Source organism: Clostridium frigoris, from assembly GCF_018861865.1.
GTDB classification, from domain to species: domain Bacteria; phylum Bacillota; class Clostridia; order Clostridiales; family Clostridiaceae; genus Clostridium_AD; species Clostridium_AD frigoris.
The window spans coordinates 189,953-209,265 of the sequence record NZ_JAHLDV010000002.1 but is presented as its reverse complement, the minus strand read 5'-3'; the positions used below and the strand labels follow the sequence as shown (position 1 = coordinate 209,265).

At 30.5% G+C, this 19,313-nt stretch carries 18 protein-coding genes; 2 read left to right on the top strand and 16 right to left on the bottom strand.

The annotated features are described in order from the left end of the window. Nucleotides 1–3: 3 nt before the first annotated feature. From pgtP to KPL37_RS01855, 8 genes are all read right to left on the bottom strand, one after another. The gene (gene pgtP / locus KPL37_RS01890) at nucleotides 4–1,353 is read right to left on the bottom strand and encodes an MFS transporter (RefSeq protein WP_216145587.1); all 1,350 of its coding nucleotides are present in this window, start codon (nucleotides 1,351–1,353) and stop codon (nucleotides 4–6) included. Nucleotides 1,354–1,422: 69 nt separating this feature from the next. Further along, nucleotides 1,423–2,457 carry an ABC transporter substrate-binding protein gene (locus KPL37_RS01885; protein ID WP_216145584.1) on the bottom strand — a complete coding sequence of 345 codons (1,035 nt, stop codon included), beginning with the start codon at nucleotides 2,455–2,457 and terminating at the stop codon, nucleotides 1,423–1,425. Nucleotides 2,458–2,483: 26 nt separating this feature from the next. Next, nucleotides 2,484–3,299, bottom strand: coding sequence for a DUF3919 family protein (locus KPL37_RS01880; protein WP_216145582.1), 816 nt, complete (start codon nucleotides 3,297–3,299; stop codon nucleotides 2,484–2,486). Nucleotides 3,300–3,380: 81 nt separating this feature from the next. Beyond that, a complete protein-coding gene (locus KPL37_RS01875) occupies nucleotides 3,381–4,793 on the bottom strand; it encodes a sensor histidine kinase (protein WP_216145581.1) in 1,413 nt (470 codons plus the stop codon). 1 nt (nucleotide 4,794) lies between these two features. Next, nucleotides 4,795–5,475 (bottom strand): response regulator transcription factor, encoded by a 681-nt coding sequence (locus KPL37_RS01870; protein WP_216145580.1) that lies wholly within the window; start codon nucleotides 5,473–5,475, stop codon nucleotides 4,795–4,797. A 93-nt stretch (nucleotides 5,476–5,568) separates the two neighbouring features. Beyond that, complete coding sequence (locus tag KPL37_RS01865; protein WP_216145579.1) at nucleotides 5,569–8,031, bottom strand: sodium-translocating pyrophosphatase; 2,463 nt, start codon at nucleotides 8,029–8,031, stop codon at nucleotides 5,569–5,571. A 420-nt stretch (nucleotides 8,032–8,451) separates the two neighbouring features. After that, nucleotides 8,452–9,681, bottom strand: coding sequence for a DUF7852 domain-containing protein (locus KPL37_RS01860; RefSeq protein WP_216145578.1), 1,230 nt, complete (start codon nucleotides 9,679–9,681; stop codon nucleotides 8,452–8,454). A gap of 170 nt (nucleotides 9,682–9,851) precedes the next feature. After that, on the bottom strand, nucleotides 9,852–10,631 hold the full coding sequence (locus KPL37_RS01855; protein WP_216145577.1) for a CsxC family protein: 780 nt from the start codon (nucleotides 10,629–10,631) through the stop codon (nucleotides 9,852–9,854). A gap of 318 nt (nucleotides 10,632–10,949) precedes the next feature. On the opposite strand from KPL37_RS01855, the gene KPL37_RS01850 reads away from it, so the two are divergent. Then, on the top strand, nucleotides 10,950–11,462 hold the full coding sequence (locus tag KPL37_RS01850) for a hypothetical protein (protein ID WP_216145576.1): 513 nt from the start codon (nucleotides 10,950–10,952) through the stop codon (nucleotides 11,460–11,462). Nucleotides 11,463–11,551: 89 nt separating this feature from the next. Here KPL37_RS01850 and KPL37_RS01845 read toward each other — a convergent pair whose 3' ends face one another. From KPL37_RS01845 to KPL37_RS01835, 3 genes are all read right to left on the bottom strand, one after another. After that, nucleotides 11,552–12,934 (bottom strand): L,D-transpeptidase family protein, encoded by a 1,383-nt coding sequence (locus tag KPL37_RS01845; RefSeq protein WP_216145575.1) that lies wholly within the window; start codon nucleotides 12,932–12,934, stop codon nucleotides 11,552–11,554. Between the two features lie 149 nt (nucleotides 12,935–13,083). Next, the gene (locus KPL37_RS01840; RefSeq protein WP_216145573.1) at nucleotides 13,084–14,520 is read right to left on the bottom strand and encodes a PH domain-containing protein; all 1,437 of its coding nucleotides are present in this window, start codon (nucleotides 14,518–14,520) and stop codon (nucleotides 13,084–13,086) included. Continuing rightward, nucleotides 14,517–14,975, bottom strand: a complete 459-nt coding sequence (locus tag KPL37_RS01835) for a PH domain-containing protein (RefSeq protein ID WP_216145571.1) — start codon at nucleotides 14,973–14,975, stop codon at nucleotides 14,517–14,519. Before KPL37_RS01835 ends, KPL37_RS01840 begins: the two co-directional genes overlap by 4 nt. A gap of 375 nt (nucleotides 14,976–15,350) precedes the next feature. On the opposite strand from KPL37_RS01835, the gene rbr reads away from it, so the two are divergent. Then, nucleotides 15,351–15,938 carry a rubrerythrin gene (gene rbr / locus KPL37_RS01830; protein ID WP_216145569.1) on the top strand — a complete coding sequence of 196 codons (588 nt, stop codon included), beginning with the start codon at nucleotides 15,351–15,353 and terminating at the stop codon, nucleotides 15,936–15,938. Between the two features lie 100 nt (nucleotides 15,939–16,038). Here rbr and KPL37_RS01825 read toward each other — a convergent pair whose 3' ends face one another. The 5 genes from KPL37_RS01825 to KPL37_RS01805 all read right to left on the bottom strand — a co-directional run bounded on the left by KPL37_RS01825 (nucleotide 16,039) and on the right by KPL37_RS01805 (nucleotide 19,308). Further along, entirely contained in the window at nucleotides 16,039–16,308 is a 270-nt protein-coding gene (locus KPL37_RS01825) for a hypothetical protein (RefSeq protein WP_216145567.1), read from the bottom strand. Then, nucleotides 16,305–16,976 carry an oxidoreductase gene (locus KPL37_RS01820; RefSeq protein ID WP_216145565.1) on the bottom strand — a complete coding sequence of 224 codons (672 nt, stop codon included), beginning with the start codon at nucleotides 16,974–16,976 and terminating at the stop codon, nucleotides 16,305–16,307. Before KPL37_RS01820 ends, KPL37_RS01825 begins: the two co-directional genes overlap by 4 nt. 57 nt (nucleotides 16,977–17,033) lie before the next feature. Further along, the gene (locus tag KPL37_RS01815) at nucleotides 17,034–17,855 is read right to left on the bottom strand and encodes a DAPG hydrolase family protein (RefSeq protein WP_216145563.1); all 822 of its coding nucleotides are present in this window, start codon (nucleotides 17,853–17,855) and stop codon (nucleotides 17,034–17,036) included. Between the two features lie 190 nt (nucleotides 17,856–18,045). Next, nucleotides 18,046–18,918, bottom strand: coding sequence for a LysR substrate-binding domain-containing protein (locus KPL37_RS01810; RefSeq protein WP_343216207.1), 873 nt, complete (start codon nucleotides 18,916–18,918; stop codon nucleotides 18,046–18,048). 78 nt (nucleotides 18,919–18,996) lie between these two features. Further along, nucleotides 18,997–19,308: a hypothetical protein gene (locus tag KPL37_RS01805; RefSeq protein ID WP_216145559.1), complete on the bottom strand. Its 312-nt coding sequence runs from the start codon at nucleotides 19,306–19,308 to the stop codon at nucleotides 18,997–18,999. Between the last annotated feature and the right edge of the window lie 5 nt (nucleotides 19,309–19,313).

Sequence of the window (19,313 nt, the reverse complement as noted above, 5' to 3'; positions counted from 1 at the left end):
TCTTTAACTTACTGACGGAATATCTTCAGATTCTGGTTTTGATCTATCATGTACGTTCCAAGTAAGTGATAGAAATATAATAGCAAGTACAGCAGAAACCATAAGAAGCCTGAATCCTCCATCCCAATTGTATTTATCTACAACCATTCCCATTACAATTTCAGCCGAAACTTGCCCAATAACATACCCGAAGAGCCCTGTAAATCCAGCAGCAGTTCCAGCAGCTTTTTTAGGAACTAGATCTAATGCACTTACTCCAATAAGCATTACAGGTCCATATATTAAAGCACCTATGCAAGCTAAAGTAATGTTTATTGCTAAAATGCTTGAAGATTGCCAATAAATGAAAACACCAGCCGTAACACCTACCATGCAAGCTACACCTACTGGTGCACGACGACCGTGGAATACCTTATCACTTATCCATCCTATAAGTATAGTACCCGGAATTGCAGCATATTCAAATAAAGAAAATGCGATTGCTGACTCTTTAACATTAAAACCTTTTACTTCTTGTAGGTATAGTGGAGCCCAATTAATAATGCCATATCTCACCATATATACAAATCCGTTTGCTAGAGCGATATACCATAAATATTTATTGTTAAATACATATTTAAACAGTATTTCTTTTGCAGTCATTTCCTTTTCTCTGTCTTTTACTTTTACAGCAGGGTAATCATTTTTATATTCTTCAATAGGAGGAAGACCTACAGATTGAGGTGTATCTCTTGCAAAAATCATATAAAGTGTTCCAATTACAATTGCAATAATAGCTGGTAAATAAAAAATTCCTTTCCAACTTCCAAATATTTGAACACCAAGAAGCGCAATTACAGCTATAAATCCACCACCCACATTATGTGCGGTATTCCAAATAGACATTTTTACGCCACGCTCTTTATCTGAGAACCAATGAGTCATGATTCTCCCACATGGTGGCCACCCCATACCTTGAACCCATCCATTTATAAGCATTAACATAAACATTACTGTAAGACTTGTTGTAAGTGGGAAAAATAGATTTGTAATACCAGACAAAATTAAACCGATGCCTAGAAAATACTTCGCATTCGATCTATCTGATACATTACCCATAACAAATTTACTAATGCCATAAGCAAGTCCTAGCGCAGAGGCAACAAATCCAAGTTGCGTTTTTGTAAATCCTTCATGAATTAAGTACATTTTAGCTAGTGAAAAATTACTTCTAACAAAGTAGTAACCCATATAACCAATATAAATGCTTATAAATACTTGTAACCGAAACTTTTTGTAAACTGGATCAATTTTTTCTTTTGGCAACCTTTCAATAGCTGGAGCGGGTTTTAAAAAATTAAATAAATTCCCCATTCATTTCATCGACCTTTCATTTTAGATTATTTTATTTAAACATATTAATCTATATATAAATATATAAATTTACGGTTTAATCCTTTCAAGAGCATCTAACATTTCTTCTTTATCAATACCTGCTTTTTTAAAATCATATTTATCACTCCCTAGAAGATTACTTAAATTTTGTCCTCCCTCCGGCAAGGGCACATCTTCTCTTGTAGACATAGCCATAGAAAAATTTTTCAGAGCATTACCAGCTTGCGCCGTTAAACAATAATCTATAAAAGCATTTGCAGCCTTAGAGTTTGGTCCATTTTTAATCTTAGAAACTGCACAAAGTGTCCATCCAACATCTTTAGGGATTTTAGATTGTATATTAAATCCAGACTTTTTAACGATAAGCTGTTGATTTATAAAATTAACAGCAATTAAATATTCACCAATACCTACCTTTTCTGCTGGCGTAAGACCATTTGTAGTAACTTGTGCTACATTATGGTTGAGTTTACCCAGATATTCTAAGGCTTTTTCCTTTCCCATCGATTGTACAAGATAAGATACAAAAGTATAGCCTGTACCTGAGGTTTTTGGGTTAGGAATAATAATTTCACCTTTAAACGCAGGATTTAACAAATCTTGAAAGCTTTCTGGCTGCTTTATTCCCTTTGATTTAAACTCGGCGTCCCATCGTTCTTTATTGATACCAATAGATAATGCTTCTATATAAAGTCCTGTCCAATACCCATCTTTGTCTTTATATCTTTCAGGAATAGAACTGGAATTTTTAGAAATATATTTTTCAATTATGCCTTCTTTTTTCATGTACTCATGAGCATCTACTGTGCCTCCTAAAAAGACATCTGCTTTAGGGGTTGTTTTTTCCTCCATTGCCCGGGCTAAAGCTTCCCCTGTAGGAAACCTCAAAAGTGAATACTCACAACCAGTTTTTTCTTTGAAGCCTTCTAGTAAAGGTTTAGCCTCATCTTCATGAAAGGCTACGTAAACCAAAAGTTTTTGGCCTTGCAAATTAGGGTAGGCACTTTGGTTTTTATTACATGCAGTTAACAATGTTGAGCAAAACAAGAGAATAATAAATATAGTAAATTTGTAAGTTTTCATTAAGGTACCTCCAGAACATATAAAAATTAAATACCGGTTTTACTGATGTTTTTACAAATCTCTACTAAATTTCCTTTCATATAAATTGCATTTACTACTTCATTACTAAAATCTTGAATAACAATATACCCATTTTCATATACATCAATATTTATAATTGCATAGAAAGTATCTTTTGTATTTGGAATAGAATTACTTTCTTTTTCTAAATAGGTTTTTATGTGGTATAGCACTTTTCCCTTTGTATTGATCGCTTCTTCTAGGGAGGCATTATCCTTAATTTTAGAACATTTTAATATTTTATTACGAATAAATGTTTTATCATCACGACCACATTTTTGTATATTATTATTACTATCTACTACGGTAACTTTATTTCGTTCATTAATAAGATTGCTTAGATTTTGCGCAGAGCATAAAATTTCATCCAAATGATTTTTAAGCTGATCTACATAAGGCTTATTTTTAGCCTTTCCATAAATAATAGTACCTATTTTTAAGTAACTTCCTAAAGTAAAAGTAGATTTTTTACCATTCAGATAAAAAACAGTACCACTTATTTCATCATTCGTATATGCATTTTGACTTTCTTGCAAAGGACTACTCTTAGACATTTCGTCTATAATATCCCATATACTTCGAATAACATTACTCTGAGCAATAACAATTTTTCCCCAATATTTACTATACACTTCTAACTTTACAGGTGTAGAGGTACTTACAGCTTTTAAAACTTGTTCTCTATCTTGAATAAGTACTATATGATCATAATTTTTTTCATATTGCCAAAATATTATGATTCCTAGTAATAACATAAAAACAAAATAACCAATAAATAACATTTTGTGTTTTTTTAAAATATTTATTTTTCTCTTCCTCCTTATCATAGCAAAAAACGTTTTCAAAATTGCATCAAGATTGCATCAGCTTTGTAACAATTTAAAAAACAATTCCACCTTTGTTCCCTTGTCACTACTTATAAAAATATCTCCTTGTTGCTTTTTCATAATTTCCTTGCAAATTGCAAGTCCAAGACCCATACCACCGTATTGATTTTGAAGTCTTTTATTTGCAGTATAAAAAGGTTCAAAAACCTTTTTCAGATGTTCCTTTGGTATTCCCTCACCATTGTCTGTTATAGAAACAATTAAAGATCCAGGCTTTGAGAACATTTTTATAACAATGGAAGTACAATCACTATATTTAATTGCATTGTCAAATATATTTAAAAATACTTGTTCCGTCTTTTGTTTATCTATCCAAATCAAATAATCAAATAAAAGTGGCTCTATAAAAATATTGTATTTATCTAATCTTGGTCTTAAAATTAACAAGCTTTCCTCTATTACAACTTTAAGGTTTGTTTGCGCAACTTCCATTTGAAAATCTTCTTTATTTAACTTAGATAGGTTTAACAATTCTTCTACAAGGCAAATCAGACGATTCCCCCCCTTTTGAATATAATCAAGACATTGTGTTTTATCTTTCTCGGTCTTTACTCTAGGAAGTAAATCTGCATATCCAATGATTGAAGTTATAGGGGTTTTTAATTCATGGGTAACGTTATCTAAAAATCTTTTTTGATTTGCTTTTTCATCTTTTAATTTTAAAATAGAGTTACTTATATTAGTCGACATAAGATTAAAAGAATCTGCTAAATCCTTAATCTCATCCGTGGTATCAATTTCTATAATATTTGTAAAATCTCCATTTGCAACCTTCTGGGAGGCTTTTTTTAAGGATACAATTGGGCTTACAATTTTTCTAGAAAATGCATTGCTTAAAAGAATAGAAAGAAAAAGTGCTAATATGCCTACCAAAATCATGGTTACACTTGTATTTTTAACTAAGCCTATTTCTTTATCTAGGGGATAAATATACCGAAAGCAACCAATAGTTTCTCCTTCAAAATAAAGCGGACTAGAAAATAAAATATATTGTTTGCTTTCAATCTTTTTCATAATATAGGACTTAGTTCCTGAAAGTGCATAAGTAACATCTTTATTTTCTAAAATTATAGGGTACTTTTCAGAATCCCCCACTAGTCCATCCTTGTTATATAATTGAATTCTGAATTTATAATGATCAGACAAATTTTTAGCAATAAAGGGGCTCATATTCTTAAGAAGTTCTGGCAAACCTATGTTTTCTTCGTTATCTAAATATGTAATGATATTTAATTGGCTGTTGTAACTTTCTTGTTTTAACATTGTAATAGAACTATTTATTATATTTTTATAAAGATTACCAATGGTAATGGAGCAAACAATAAGTAAAACCGGAAGTAACACAGCTATATTCATAATTACGATTTTATTTTTTATTCCAATTTTCATTTCATACCTCTAATCTATATCCAGCACCATAAATAGTTTGAATAGCATTTCCATGTATTGTTAGTTTTTTACGAATTCGTTCTATATGAATATCAACCGCCCTTGTGTTACCCTCATAATCATAACCCCAAAGTTTTTTTAGTAACTCAGTTCTAGTAAAGACCTTATTAATATTTTGCAATAAAAGGTTTAAAGTTTCAAATTCACGAAAAGTAAATTTTACTTCGATAGAATCTATAAAAATCTTTCTTTCTGCTTTTAGTAGCATGATGAAGCCTTTTTCTATTTTGTTTTCTGAATTTTCATTAAGGAGCTTCGATTGATTTATCCGCCTTGAAATTGCACGTATTCGCAGTATAATTTCCCTGCTATCAAAGGGTTTTGTAATATAATCATCTGCCCCTAACTGTAACCCTAGTAGTTTATCATTGAGTTGTCCTTTTGCAGTAAGAAGAATAATCGGAATTTTTTTATTAATCTTTTGCATTATTTTCATAACTTCATATCCATCTAGATCAGGTAACATTAAATCAAGTAACACTAGGTCTGGGTTTTCGTCTTGAAAAGCCTTGATTCCATTATTACCAGTAGCACTAGTTATTACCTCAAAACCTTCTAGTACTAGGTTCATACGTACTAAATTTAAAATGCTTTCTTCGTCATCTATAAGTAAAATTCTCATCTTAAACCGCTCCTTATTATATCTAATAAAAAATACAAAACACAGAGGATCAGATTCAAAATAAAATCTGGTCCTCTATTAATTAAATTAACTTTAGTTTTTAATTCTCATTCTATAGAATGAACGCCATACAAATATAATCGCGATTGCAAAGAACACTGCTCCAATGTATGGAGCTACAGCTCTGAATCTTTCTGATATAGCAATTTCCATAGCAAGCATTCCAAATAATGTTGTAAATTTGATTATTGGATTTAATGCTACTGATGAAGTATCTTTAAAAGGATCTCCAACTGTATCGCCAATAACACAAGCATCATGAAGTGGAGTCCCTTTTTCATCTAAATCAACTTCAACAACCTTTTTAGCATTATCCCAACATCCACCTGCATTTGCCATAAATATAGCTTGATATAAACCAAAAACTGCTATAGATATAAGGTATGCAACGAAGAATGCTACTGGTTCAGTGTTATTACCTCTAGGAGCTGAGAAAAATGCAAATGCTAGTGCAAATGAGAATATTGCAACGAATATGTTAAACATTCCCTTCTGTGCATATTGAGTACAAATTTTAACAACTTCCTTAGATTTCTCTGTAGATGCCCTTTGATCTGCATCTTCGTCCAATTCTATATTTTTCTTAATAAATTCTACTGCCCTATAGGCACCTGTAGAAACTGCCTGAGTAGATGCACCTGTAAACCAATAGATTATCGCACCACCACACATAAATCCAAATAAAGTGTAAGGGTTAAGTAAATTAAGAATAGTTTCAGGTTTAACTTTTAATACATCTTGAATAACTAAAATAAGTGAAAAAATCATTGTAGTGGCTCCAACAACAGCTGTACCAATAAGTACAGGTTTTGCAGTTGCTTTGAATGTATTTCCTGCACCATCATTAGCTTCAAGGTAGTATTTTGCTTTTTCAAAATCTGGTTTGAAACCAAAATCTCTTTCTATTTCTTTCGAAATATTAGGAATAGTTTCAATAAGTGATAGTTCATAAATTGATTGTGCATTATCAGTTACAGGTCCATAACTATCTACTGCAATAGTAACGGGTCCCATGCTTAGTAATCCAAAAGCAACTAAACCAAAAGCAAAAACCGAAGGGTATATCATTATATCTTTTAAGCCAAGTGTACTTGCAAGATATGCTATAAACATTAAGATAACGAATACCATTCCCTGCCAGAAAGCACTGAAGTTACCAGCAACAAGTCCTGAAAGAATATTTAATGAAGCTCCACCTTCTCTAGATGCTGTAACAACTTCTTGTACATGTTTTGATTTACCACTAGTGAATATTTTAGTAACCTCAGGAATAAGTGCTCCTCCCAATGTACCACAACTAATTATTATAGCTAGCACATACCAAAGACTATTTGAATTTGCAGTTAATGCAACCTGAGTACCAGGTCCAAGAATTAAGTAACTAACTATGAAAATAACAATTATTGATAATATTGATGAAATCCAAACAAGATTTGTTAGTGGTTGTTCAAAATCAAAATCATCCTTATTACTATATTTCATTTCACTATATGCTCTGTTTATATAAAATGCAGCAATCGATGTAATAACCATCAATATACGCATTGTAAATATCCATGTAAGAAGAGTAGACTGAAGAATTAATCTATCTGCCTCTGGAAATGACATACCAACAGCAAGAACAATAAATGAGATTAAAGCAACTCCTGTTACTCCATAAGTCTCAAATCCATCTGCAGTAGGACCAACACTATCTCCTGCATTGTCTCCAGTACAGTCCGCAATAACTCCTGGATTTCTAGGATCATCTTCTTTAATTTTAAAAGCAATTTTCATAAGATCTGATCCAATGTCAGCAATTTTTGTAAAAATACCACCAGCAATACGTAGAGCACTTGCACCTAATGACTCACCAATTGCGAATCCTATAAAGCTTGCACCTGCAAGACTACGTGGAACAAAAATTAATATTATTAACATCATAAAGAGCTCAACGCAAATTAAAAGTACTCCAATGCTCATACCTGCATCAAGAGGTATATTTACAAGATTTAAAGGTTTTCTCCTTAATGAAGCAAATGCCATCCTACTGTTTGCAAACGTATTCATTCTTATTCCATACCAAGCAACACCATAAGACCCAAGTATACCAACAATAGTCCAGCCAAGTACTAATAATACTCCACCAAAACTAGTTCCTTGCAAGTAACCAAAGTAAAATGCAATAATACTACCTATAAGAAGAAATAAAATTGCAATAAATTTTCCTTGTTGAATTAAGTAGGTTTTACATGTTTCAAAAATTATAGCTGAAACATCAAGCATTGATTTATGTGCTCTAATTTTCTTTACCCTTAAAAATTGATAAAAACCAAATGCCATACCTAGCAGGCAAATCACGAGTCCCACCATAAGTGTTCCATTTTGACTAGATGATAACTCTGGAATCTTTAGATTCGATTCATCTGCATATGCTATAACTGGTGATAATGAAGCTAAAATTACACTACCTAGAATTGAAACCTTTACAATTTTGTTAGACTTGTTAGTATTCATAAACACTACCTCCTATAAAATTATAAATTAAGTGGTACCTAAGTTCCACATTGAATAAGTTACATTCATAAACTAATATAATTTAATGAAGAATTTAGGATAATACATATTTATATTACCATTTTAAATGATAATATTCAACTTTATTTTAACTTTTATTGAATAATTATCCTCCTTTCATAAATTGGAAGTTATTATAATAAATGCAAATAAAAACAATTCCCATTATATACTATTCCATAAACCTCAAAAAAAGTACATCCTTAATTCTAGTAAATATTATATTTTGAAAGGATAGTACACTACAGCTTATTTTTCAGTTTACAAACATATTTTATCATTAAAAAAATATAAATTTATAAACGTCAAATAGCCCACAACTTACCATAAGATGTGAGCTCACTATCATTTTACATATTGTTATTTAGAATTTTTCCTATAATTAATTACTATATCTTGTTTTTGAATCAATGTTAATGAAAGATTTAGTACTATGCTCTCTTTAATAGTATGGAAATTCATTTCTAAAGGGAATTTTTCATTAAAAGATTTCCTATCAACTAGGGTATGGGTTTCATAAATTTTCACTTCTTCTATTTTACAATTTATAGGTTTAGTATCGCAATTGACATATTCACTACATTGATTATCTTTTTCGCTTAAATATTGATTAAAATCATTATTAATGTTTAAACAATCTGATGAGATATAAATGGGTATATAATCTAGACCTTTTCCCTTTGAGAAAACTGGTGGAACCTTACAGTTAATTAAAGTAGTACATTTAAATGGGATATAAATTATAACACATTCAGTATCTAGATTAATTATGCCATCATAAACACCTTTTGCTACAGAAAAATCTAATTTATTTCTAACAAAACCCTCTAAAAAAAGTTTTCCATTCAATGAGGGAAGAATATCATCTTTTTCGTACATAGGTAGTAATTTACTACTAGTTAAGTATATATCCTTTTTTATGTTTTTTATATCTAATGCAGCATTTTTTAATCTAAATGTTGATTCAATAGGAATATCTATATTTTTTTCAGCTATTATAATTGGTAGTGTCGATGTTAAACTTTCACAGTAATCAGTATTTATATTTTTATGAATTGTATAAATATCATTGTTATTAATATTACTTTCCTCTTTTTTATTTATACATTCCATATCATCTTTAATAATTGCTTCTTGTGTGGTCATTATGTATTTTGTATTCAATTTATCTTTTGAATTTCTAATCAAGATTAACTTATTTGGTGTTACAGTATTTTCATGCTTAATATCTATTGAGCTGTTTTGAAATATTCTATTGATCTTTTCATTATAATATGATTGTTGTACATTTTTTAAAATAATAAGAAATTTTGCCATACTTAATTTATCACAAATAGGAAGTATTAATTTTGAATCATCATTAATAGTTATTTGCTCTATAGGTAATGTTAATCCTGAATCATCTTCAATAATTACTTCTTGATTATTCAATTCTTGATTATTCAATTTTTTATTTTTTATTTTAACCTTTGTTGTGTTTTTCTTGGATGTTTTATTAATATTTATAATACAATTTGGTTGTTGTAACATATTCAAAATAGCAAGCAACTTTATCAGTTTCAATTTATCCCGGTTATATTCTGGTTTCATTGAAGAATTCTCCTTTATTGTAAGAGTTTTGTATATGAAATAAAGTGGAGTAAACTAGTATACTGGTCAGTTATTTTATTTCAGATGCCTTATGTATTTAAATAACCGCTTTTCTAAAGAATAGTATTTTTTTAGAAAAACGGTTATTTTTAAGTTTCTATAAAGGATCTTTACTCTTCGTCATCATCGCAATGGTGAACAATAGGAATGTTTACCTGTTGTAATTGTAATACTTTGATTCTTATATATACAACCATTTTTTCTATTACTTTATTATAAAGCTGAATTTTCGAATTAGTTTTATGGTATAAAGGATCCGTATTAATATCGTCTTCAAAAATCCTTACTCCTTCTAATTCGCAGTATGGATTTTCAGTAAATGTTATATTATCTTCAAGATATTGTTCACATCCTGATTTGCCCATGATAGTTCCCGTACAGTCATTACATCCGCAACTACTTAATAAATCTATTTCTTTTTGAACTCCACGAACGTTAACTACTGGTGGCACTGTATATACAACTTCTGTTACAGCTGTAAATGGTACATCTATTGTTGTATGAGCAATTCTACCACTTACAATTTCTTTTTCTACACAATCAGCAGTTGCGTATTCTATATTTTTTCTTACGAATCCACTTATAAATAATTTTCCTGATATGAGCGTACCATCTGAAGCAATTATGCCAGATCTAGGTAATAATTTACATTGAGTTAAATAAACATTCTTCTTTATTCTTTTTATTTCAAAAAATGGTTCGTTTAATTTAAACACTGTTTCAACATCTATTTGAATCTCTCTTTCGCCTATTACTACAGGAATTTTAGCTACTAAAGGGCCTCTAATACCAACTGGTGTAATAGTAGTTCCACTACTTAAAGGTAATGTTTGTGAACTAATAATTTTACCACAATTATCGCAAGGGTGTACAATTTGACTTTTTTCCAAAGGTAATTCCTCCTTTTATTGAGGTCTTATGACCTTCTACATACTATGTGGAAAATACAATAAGCGTTACTTTAAATATCATTAAATATAGAATGTTAACTTGTTGTATTTGTAATACTTTGACTCTAAAGGCAACGTTTTAGAACTAATAATTTCTCCACAATTATCACAAGGGTGAGTAGTTTTATTTTTTACTTGATATGTAAAAAATAAAGCAGTCGTTACCGGTTTTGATTACGAAATTTAATCAAAACCGTGTTGGTATCAATTTTTATTAAGTTACATATTATATATTAAATAAATTTAAGGAGCGATGTTATGTCTAATATTGAAACAACTTATCATCCGGAAGACTGGTGTGACGCTAAAAGTTATTGTGAAGACCAGTGTGATTACGAAATAAAACAGGATGATAAACCTACTACTAAAGATAAGTGCGATTTTGAAAAGAAGCATGAGGAGAAACCTACTTCTAAAAACAAGTGCGATTTTGAAACGAAATATGAGGAGAAACCTACTTCTAAAAATAAGTGCGATTTTGAGACGAAATATGAGGAGAAACCTACTTCTAAAAATAAGTGCGATTTTGAGACGAAACATGAGGATAAACCTACTGCTAAAGAAAAGTGCGATTTTGAAACGGAACATGAGGATAAATCTACTGCTAAAGATAAGTGCGATTTTGAAACGGAACATGAGGATAAATCTACTGCTAAAGATAAGTGCGATTTTGAAACGAAACATGAGGATCAAAAGAAATTATCTGAATTAGATGAAAATCCTTGTAGTATCCAGCCTTCTTCTACTTACTCAAAGTGGTCATGTTCATAAATATATGAATAAAAAAATTAAAAGTACAGGGTTTAATTACAACTCTGTACTTTTAATTTTAAGAATGAATCTCCTTTATTAAATTACGGCTAATAACAAACAACAGGGGTCTTAGCATCGATATTTTCATATATCGTCTTTGCCAAAATAGGCGGTGAATTTACACAACCATGAGAACCATTTGTCAAATATATCTTTCCACCAAACTTAGTTCTCCAAATCGCATCATGAATACCAATCCCTCCATTAAATGGCATAAACACATCTACTGGCGTACTATAGCCCTCACCCTTTAATGTTGCGTTTTTTTCCTTATATTGTAGTACATAAACACCTGCCGGTGTTGCATAGTTTTTACTTACATCACCAGTAACAACATCTCCTTGCACAATAAGAGAACCATTCTTATAAAACCATAAATGCTGTTTTGTTAAATTAAGTTCCACATATGTATTTCCAATATCATTAGTATCATGGGATGCAGCCGTTTGTATATAATGTGGCTCTTTTGTTATAGTTTGTCCACCTTTTATATCCACAATTAGATCTTTGACTTCTCTTGTACGGTCAACCAACCAACCATAATCGCCTCCACTTACCTTTACTATTGTCCCGAGAGACGTAGCGAAATTTCTTTGATTACCAAATGTATTATAATTATCGTCAATTTCTTTAATATAATTTTCCATTTTTTCTTCATCAAATGTTATTTCCAGATTTTTGTTAACCCCAAGCCAGTTATTTATTATAGCGCCTTTTAAAACTTCTTCACCTCCAGCAAATGAATACGTAATTTTTGAAGATATATATTTATTAAGTAAGGTTTTAGTATCTTTAACCTTTTGCGAAGTTGAAGTATATTTTGGATTTACATAATAATTTTTTTTCTCCAAATCTATTGTTGTTTCTCCCTTAATAATTGCATTTACTACATTTGCATACAACTGCTTACTATTTACTTTATTTCCTTTGACTTCCTTTAAAATAACATAACCATTATCCGAATATTTAAAGCTAGCATTTTGAGGCTCAATTGTTTTTTTGCTATCAGAAACAGCAAGCTTATCAAACTGTTCTTTTAATAATTTATCATCATAGGTAACTACGCCATCTATTTCAGAAGCTTTTAGATTGAAAATTGCAAAAATCCACATAAATGGATTCTGGCCTTCTTTTAAAGCTTGAATTTTATCCTTCCCTCTATATTTAAACGCAATGTCTGTAGCCTTAATCTGTTCATTTACACCGTTTCGTTCCTTCAAATCCAATGTATATGTTTTAGATTTCGTTAACATTTCTTTATCAACTTGCTCTACGGTTTTATAAGAAGCATTAATGCCATTAATTACAGACCCATAATAAAAATGATTGCTAAAATACATTGATATAGCCAAATATATAACGATTAAAATAGGTAAAGTAATTAAACTAATTTTCATAGGTTTTTTTCGTATTATTGTTTGCATTGTCATGGAGCACCTCCTTTATTAAGCATTTCATTATATTATAATTCTTTTCCACTTGGATGTATACAATTAAGGCATTAAAGGTAAAAATATGTACATGAACAGTAATTTTACAATATATAAGTCATTTTATATATATTTTTACCATAGCTCTATTATTTTCTAACTTCAACATGCTCTTTTATAAAGTCTTCATTCATATATCCAACCGTATAAGAACTACCCAAGATGTCTCCTGCTATTGTCACTCTACATTTAGCAATAGCTTTGTTCTTTTGAAATAAATTTTGTGTTTTTTCAATTGACTGAATACATTCCTTTTGTATTATAACCGTTTCCCTTGCAAGTTTTCTATATCTCATGACAATAAATTCATCACCACAATACAGCCCATTATCACTAAATCTTATATAGTGTAAGATTATTAAAATAGGTAGTAATAAAAATATGTAATACCCATAAGGTGCAAAATATCCTACTAAGAACATTACTATTAACTCAGGTACTAATCTAAATACAATAAATCCCTTTAAAGCTTTTCTAGGAGACTTCTCTAGGTTATAAGTTATATTCATTTCAGGTAAAATATCCACAAAAAACTTATCAAGGACTATTTTTTTAGCAATAGGACAAATCATAGTGCTCTCACCCTTATCTTTTCCATAACCTATGGTTTCAACATTTAATGAAAAGTACCCTAATGGCTTTTTAATAACTCCTTCAACTATTATTAGGCTTTGAATTCGTTTCAACGGGATAGTTACTTCTTTTTTATTAAATAATCCATATGATAGTTTAATATTATCGTCTTCACGTATAACTGTAAATTTATAATATTTTATTATAGTTAAACCAATAGATATAACCCAGGAAACAAACAACATAATAATGATTAGTGTTACTACGTATTTGATTATGTTAACACCCTTAACTCCCTTTATTATATTATCAGTATATCCTTGAGCTTTTTCCTTAAATTTCTTTGGTAGTATATCATCTATCTTAGAATAAAAGGCAAGAATTATAAAAAATCCGGCTAAAATACGGGTAGAAAACGTCGCCATCACAAATAAGTCTTTTAAAGAAGAAGTGAGCTTTTTTATGTTTTTTTCTTCTATAATTTCATCCTGGTTTTCATTTTTTTCAACCTTAAATATAATACTTTTTATTCTTAGCGCTTCCTGCTTAGATAAAAAAATAGATATTTCAGACTTTGCATCTCCCCCAGCAGTATCAATTTCAAGCTTACAGACGTTAAACAAGCGCTGAATTAATGAGGACGATATATCTGCAGTATGTACTTGTGAAAAAGGAACTGTTCTCTCATGGATTTCAAAAATGCCGTATTTCATGTACATGCCATCCTCCTGGACATTATATACATTTCTCTTCCATTTAAATATAGCTAAAGCGCTAACTATAACAAAAAAAGCAATTATCACTATACCTTCAGTATAATCTCCACCATACTTTGGAGGGATTTTAGATCCTATGGATATTAAAAATATAATGAGTGGAACTATACTGTTTTTTATAAATTGAAATAATTCAGAAAATATTATAAATTTATGTTGGTGTTTTAGTTCTCTCATATACTTCTCTCCTGAACAGTTTTTGTAATCCTTAGCTGTAGTGCATTTCCTATCTCATTTTCTAAATATGGAATTTTATAAGCTCCTCCAGCAGTATGCACCGTTAAATTTATTAACTTATATTTTTTTAATATTATTCCTTGCTCTGTATCTACATACTGAACTCTGCTCATTGGAATAATTACGTTTATTTCATTAAACACACCATATTTTAAGATAATCTTTTCTTCGTCCATATCATAACAAAATTTTTCAAACTTATATTTTGGCATAAATAATGAATTTATTAACATTATAATTGCTACTCCATATAAAATAGATATTAACATATATTTCCATACTGAATCAAACCCTAAAAATATATTTAAAACCACTGCAATTATTAAAAATACACCTGCGATAATTAATCCATCAATTGTCCACATTTTTTGTGCAAACGGTGAAATTTTTTTCATAATACCCCCCCTAAAATCAATTACTTATTAATTCTCTAGTATCTATTGTACCCTATTTAGTTATATAGTGGCAATATTAACTAAAAGACTAACACAAGAATTTCTCCTCCTGTTAGCCTTAAATTTAGTGGTTACCTCTCCCAGTTTTTTTGACGTTAACTTTTACATTTACTTGAATTTCTGAATTTCATACACTATTAAAGTTATTTTTTCTTCTAAAAGATTTGATTCTACAACATCCGACCTTTGCGACACATACGCTTAAGGGGAATAATAAATAAAAGAAATCTCATTTTATGAAAATAAAATATGTTATTGGGGCAATACTATTTAATATAACTATTTTCTCGACCGAGAAAAACAAGGAGGTATTTCATGAAACTATTAAAGGGAACCGATACTGCGGAAAATCTTATGCGCGGTTTTGCCGGAGAATCACAAGCTAGAACTAGATATACATACTATGCATCCATTGCAAAAAAAGAAGGGTACATACAAATATATAATATATTTACAGAAACAGCGGGCAACGAGTTAGCTCATGCTAAAAGGTTTTTTAATTTTTTAAATCAAGAGTTAAATGGTGAATCAGTAGAAATTAATGCAGGTTACCCTGTTGGACTTGGTGACACCAGAGCAAATTTATTGTCGGCAGCAAATGGAGAAAATGAAGAGTGGACAGAAATTTACCCTAGCTTTGCAAAAACTGCAGAGAAAGAAGGTTTTACAGAGATTGCTCTTGCATTTAGAAAAGTAGCCGAAGTAGAAATACATCATGATGAAAGATTTAGGGCACTATTAACTAGTTTAGAAACCAATACAATATATCATAGAGATACACCAGTTAAGTGGATATGTAACAAATGTGGTTATATTTACGAAGGAACAGATGCTCCAAAAATATGTCCAGTCTGCAAACATCCAGAGGGATATTTTCAGGTGTTAACTGAAAATCTTAAATAAGATATTAGATTAAATAGAGCCCCCAAATTAACTAAGTTAATCTGAGGGCTATTTATTTTCACCACATAGTGAAACTTTTACTAAGTAGTAAAACCTTTTTCTAAATTTCTACCGCCGTATCAAACCCTACATGAACTGCCGAGTACACATTCCCAATTTGATGCCCATCTCCAATTATATAGACTTCAGTTTCTGGTATTAAATGCCTTAATTCTTCAATTTTATCCTTACGTGCTCTCATTCCCAAAGCTAATACAACAGTATCTGCTTCATATTCTTTCCACTGGAATTTAGAATTAATTGTTTTAATCCCTTTTTCAGTAATTTCTTCTAATTTTGTATTGGTAACTACTTTAATATGATGTTTCATAGTACTGCCTCTAATAATTCTATGCAAAACCGCGCTCTATTTTCAAAATTTCCACCATATCTATCAACACGTTTATTTACATATGGCGATAAAAATTGACCTGGTAGCATACCATGTGCTCCATGAATCATTACCATTTTAAATCCACTGTCCTTACATCTTCCCGCTGCATCTGCATAATCCTGAATAGTTTTATTAATTAACGGAATACTCATTTCTTCAACTTCTGCTGGGGTCCTTCCTTGAAGCTTTGAAAAGAATTCATCAATTTCTGCTGGCTTTGGAGTTGAACTTACTGGTTTTAGACCTTTACTTGCCAAATTCATGGAGTTCGCAAAACGACCACCATGATTTAACTCAACAGAAATTAATGCACCATACCTTTGTACTTCATCTGCTAAATCATCTAATCCCATTTTAACGTTATCATCACCTAAATTAAGCTGTCCCTCATGATCCATTGCATGAGTCCAGTTTACTGCAGAATCTCCAACTGTAACAATAGCTGCACCGCCTTTTGCAAAGGGTCTGTAGAATTCAATTAATTCTTTTGTTACCCAGCCTTCTGGAGTAGCCATACAAGGAACCATTGGTGCTACTTCAATTCTATTCTTAAATTCTACTCCTTTTATTGTAATTGGCGAAAATACATGTTTGTATTTATTCATATATAGCACTCCTTTTTTTGTTAATCATCATCTCTGATGTTGATAATTACCTTCGCATCAAAATATTTTTCCTTCCATTTCTTCATATAGACTTGGCAGAATAGATGCTAAATTACTAAACTCTTGAACATTATGAAAAGCTAGATCCATGGCTACTTGAATAGGAATTTGCATTCCATCTGGAATTATTTTAACAGGTTTTTTATCTACCATATGGTAACCTAACCAGAACCTTGAACGAAACTCTACTCCTCCTGAAATTTCTCGAACAAAGTGAGTCATTATAGCTGGCGATTTAGGTCCACCAGCCCGCCTGCTAGAAATTCCATTTGCGCCAATTACTGTACCTACAGCAGGTGATTTAAATCTATCCATATCAAAACCTAATTCTTCAGGAGTTAAAAATGAAATCTGTATATCCTCAGGACCACCACCAGCATCTTCTATAACATAGTGTGTACGCCCTTGAAACTTTTGGAGCATTTTAGTTTCTGGATCAAGTATTATTGCTCTATCTTCATCGCTAATCGATACCCCATAATGCCCCTTTCTAAACCAGAGCATGTACCTCATGTCCTCAAGTGCATGCCATGCAAACCACCAATTTATCATTGCAACAGTTACTCCTGGAAACTTATTGTTAACAGCAACATATGCAGTTCCATTTGGGAGAACGCAATAACCAGTTTCAATCTCATGATATGGTGAATCAAGAAGTTCATTTATGTTTTCTGGCATTAAGACCTTCGCTGGATCCATTGGTCCTAGTTTAAGAATATCTATTAATTCCGGATTTGGAATAGCAAGTGGTTTATAAAAATATTTTGAATACGTTTTCTTTTGTTCCTCGAATGTTAATTCTGTCTTTAAATCTTTCATAAACTTTCACCCCTTATAAAATATTACTCAATTAAAGTATCTTGTTTATATTTTAACAAATGATATCATGATACGAAAATACCCATTTAGAATTACTCTTATTCTTTTATGTTATACCTAATACATATGATGTCCTCAAAACATAAGAAAAGCATAGCCTTCGCCATACTTTTCTTATGTTAATAATTTTTTATATTTTTACTTCATTCAAAACATCATTAGTAAATAATGTAACTACCGGATTCATATTTTCCTTTTGCCAAGCCATAACTACACTTATAAAATCATCTTTCAATTTAAAAAATTTAAAATTATCGTTATTATGCATTCTGATGTTACTATCAACTAATGATATTCCAAGTCCTGACTCTACACATAAAAGTAATGATTCTACATTTGGAAGCTCCTTTACAATTTTAGGAGTAAACCCATGTTTCCTACATAGACTTATTACTCCATCAAATCCGTTAGGTGTTTCATGTCTTGAAATCACAATAAAATTTTCATCTTTAAAATCTTCAAATACTAAATTTTTTTTATGAGCTAAAGGATTTGATGCTTCCATTACAATACTGCTATTTTGTTTATATACATTTTCCCAGAGTAATCCAAGAGAATCATCAATCTCAAAAGAAAGTGTAAATATTATGTCTAACGTCCCATTAATAAGTTTTTCTCTTAGCATTTTAAAAGTATGCCTCTCAAAAACAACATTAACACTAGAATGTTTTTCTTTGAATTTTTTTACAACTATAGGTAGAAATATACTTGTATCCATAGCCTCTAAACAACCAATAGTAATAGTGCCCTTTTCACCCAAATCAGGTTTTCTTGATTTTTCTATAGCTCTTTCAATGCGTTCAGATATACCACTTAATTCCTTAAAAAGAACAACACCAGCCGGTGTTAAGCGGACATCTCGTTTTGTTCTATAAAAAAGTTGAACACCTATCTCACTTTCTAAAATAGCAGTTTGCTTACTCAAAGAAGGTTGTGAAACATATAAAGACTTTGCAGCTTCTGTAAAGTTAAGGTATTTTGCTATAGCAAAAAAATAATCAATTTGAAGTAAAGTTATTCTTTTGTAACTTATAATAACTCACCATCCTTGTTATATATTATTATTCAAATTTATATTAAATTATAAATAATATATTGTTCCTGTAGAGTTTATATCTGAATCTTGTTCATAGTCAATATATGCACCTTTAAGCTCTACAACATTTTCATGTATTTCAAACCCTTCTATACTAATAGTCTCTATTATATTGTTCTCATTAGCACACGTAGCTAATGTATCATAATAATCTTCCTCGTCATTGTATATGATTGCTGTATTTAATATTTTTAAAGTTACTTCCCTTGTAACCACTCTATTTTTATTAAGTTTATTACCAAACTTAATTTTTTCTACTCCACTTTTATCTTCTTTGTCATTAAATAAAAAACTCATTTCTA

Excerpts from the sequence above, each read along its gene's own strand:
- KPL37_RS01860 (WP_216145578.1), bottom strand. The coding sequence starts at position 9,681 with ATGAAACCAGAATATAACCGGGATAAATTGAAACTGATAAAGTTGCTT.
- KPL37_RS01840 (WP_216145573.1), bottom strand. The coding sequence starts at position 14,520 with ATGAGAGAACTAAAACACCAACATAAATTTATAATATTTTCTGAATTA.
- KPL37_RS01875 (WP_216145581.1), bottom strand. The coding sequence starts at position 4,793 with ATGAAAATTGGAATAAAAAATAAAATCGTAATTATGAATATAGCTGTG.
- KPL37_RS01865 (WP_216145579.1), bottom strand. The coding sequence starts at position 8,031 with ATGAATACTAACAAGTCTAACAAAATTGTAAAGGTTTCAATTCTAGGT.
- KPL37_RS01880 (WP_216145582.1), bottom strand. The coding sequence starts at position 3,299 with ATGTTATTTATTGGTTATTTTGTTTTTATGTTATTACTAGGAATCATA.
- KPL37_RS01850 (WP_216145576.1), top strand. The coding sequence starts at position 10,950 with ATGTCTAATATTGAAACAACTTATCATCCGGAAGACTGGTGTGACGCT.
- KPL37_RS01870 (WP_216145580.1), bottom strand. The coding sequence starts at position 5,475 with ATGAGAATTTTACTTATAGATGACGAAGAAAGCATTTTAAATTTAGTA.
- KPL37_RS01825 (WP_216145567.1), bottom strand. The coding sequence starts at position 16,308 with ATGAAACATCATATTAAAGTAGTTACCAATACAAAATTAGAAGAAATT.
- KPL37_RS01805 (WP_216145559.1), bottom strand. The coding sequence starts at position 19,308 with ATGAGTTTTTTATTTAATGACAAAGAAGATAAAAGTGGAGTAGAAAAA.
- rbr (WP_216145569.1), top strand. The coding sequence starts at position 15,351 with ATGAAACTATTAAAGGGAACCGATACTGCGGAAAATCTTATGCGCGGT.
- KPL37_RS01835 (WP_216145571.1), bottom strand. The coding sequence starts at position 14,975 with ATGAAAAAAATTTCACCGTTTGCACAAAAAATGTGGACAATTGATGGA.
- pgtP (WP_216145587.1), bottom strand. The coding sequence starts at position 1,353 with ATGGGGAATTTATTTAATTTTTTAAAACCCGCTCCAGCTATTGAAAGG.
- KPL37_RS01885 (WP_216145584.1), bottom strand. The coding sequence starts at position 2,457 with ATGAAAACTTACAAATTTACTATATTTATTATTCTCTTGTTTTGCTCA.
- KPL37_RS01845 (WP_216145575.1), bottom strand. The coding sequence starts at position 12,934 with ATGACAATGCAAACAATAATACGAAAAAAACCTATGAAAATTAGTTTA.
- KPL37_RS01815 (WP_216145563.1), bottom strand. The coding sequence starts at position 17,855 with ATGAAAGATTTAAAGACAGAATTAACATTCGAGGAACAAAAGAAAACG.
- KPL37_RS01820 (WP_216145565.1), bottom strand. The coding sequence starts at position 16,976 with ATGAATAAATACAAACATGTATTTTCGCCAATTACAATAAAAGGAGTA.